Origin of the sequence: Mesorhizobium sp. SARCC-RB16n, from assembly GCF_008520305.1 — a bacterium.
Taxonomy (GTDB): domain Bacteria; phylum Pseudomonadota; class Alphaproteobacteria; order Rhizobiales; family Rhizobiaceae; genus Mesorhizobium.
The window spans coordinates 1-1,081 of sequence record NZ_ML703331.1 but is presented as its reverse complement, the minus strand read 5'-3'; the positions used below and the strand labels follow the sequence as shown (position 1 = coordinate 1,081).

The 1,081-nt window shown below is 56.9% G+C and carries 1 protein-coding gene; it reads right to left on the bottom strand.

The window, feature by feature from the left end:
- Window positions 1-300: 300 nt before the first annotated feature.
- Entirely contained in the window at window positions 301-390 is a 90-nt protein-coding gene (locus tag C7I87_RS36960; RefSeq protein ID WP_373424822.1) for a putative RiPP precursor, read from the bottom strand.
- Between the last annotated feature and the right edge of the window lie 691 nt (window positions 391-1,081).

The following is a 1,081-nucleotide window of genomic DNA, read 5'->3' as shown; positions in this document are numbered from 1 at the left end:
GGGCGAATCCTATTCGCCGCGACATGCTGTAGAGCGTTTCCGGCGAAAACAGGATTGCTTCCAATACTCCATCCCTTTTGTTCGCTGTTTGCGCGCCGACATGGAAAGGCCCGCCACCGACGCGACTCGTGACGGGCCTTCTGGAGTACGCCGGGCTTCCCACCGCCCGGCCATTTGCAAAACCTGCCGGCGGCGCGATCGTTCCATCAGGCTTTGCGGATCGTCGAAGTCTTTCCTGCGCCAAGGCGCAGGATTTCGCATATCCTTACGAGTTTCTCAGCTCTTGGACAGGCCTGCGATTCAGACACAAATCGAGGTGCAGGAATTCGCGGCAACCGCCGACAGTTTCTCACGCTTCAAAAGCGTCGGCTTGGTATAGGTTTTCTTCATGGAACCCATCCCGTGTAATAAATCAGGCGCAAGGATTCGAAGGAGTGCAAACAGCAGCCACCGCCGACAGCCTGTCGCGCTTGACCAGAAGCGGCTTCTGATAGATCTTTTTCATGTGAATTCCCCCATTCCCATACGCCTAAGAAAAACGCCCGCGCCGGGGCCTGTCAAGCTTTCGCTAAGGAAACCCGTAACCCGTAGCTTGGCGTCTCACCTACCGACCGCGGGGCGCCAGATATCTCAGACTTCGCTCAATCTTTACCGAGTTGCCTCGGTTCAGTCCGCGCACTGGGAAATCGGACAGGCAACCGCCGTGACCGAGGACAGTTTCTGGCGCTTCAGCAGCGTCGGCTTCGCATAGTTTTTCTTCATTTTCGTTCCCCTTGCCCAAGCTTGTCCATCGGACCTGACGCAAAGGAAGGGCGGAGTCAAAGCGTTTTGGCCCTAGGGAACATGCGTCGGCGATCTTTTAGCTCTTCCTGATGCCAAAATCACGCACAACAGACGCGAAAGCCGGCAATCCCGGCGACTATCTGGTCCTTGGCGGTCGCGCCTCGCTTTTGCGTCTCGGCATGGGAATGGGCCGGGGCTACAGCATGTCGCGGCGAATAGGATTCGCCCGACCTGCTGTAAGCTTTTGATTTTATGCATGTCGTTATCCCGGAACCGAGGACACTTCCGGGCGACATGC

Bases quoted from the DNA above. Each gene is read 5' to 3' on its own strand.
- C7I87_RS36960 (WP_373424822.1), bottom strand. From the start codon at position 390: ATGAAGAAAACCTATACCAAGCCGACGCTTTTGAAGCGTGAGAAACTG.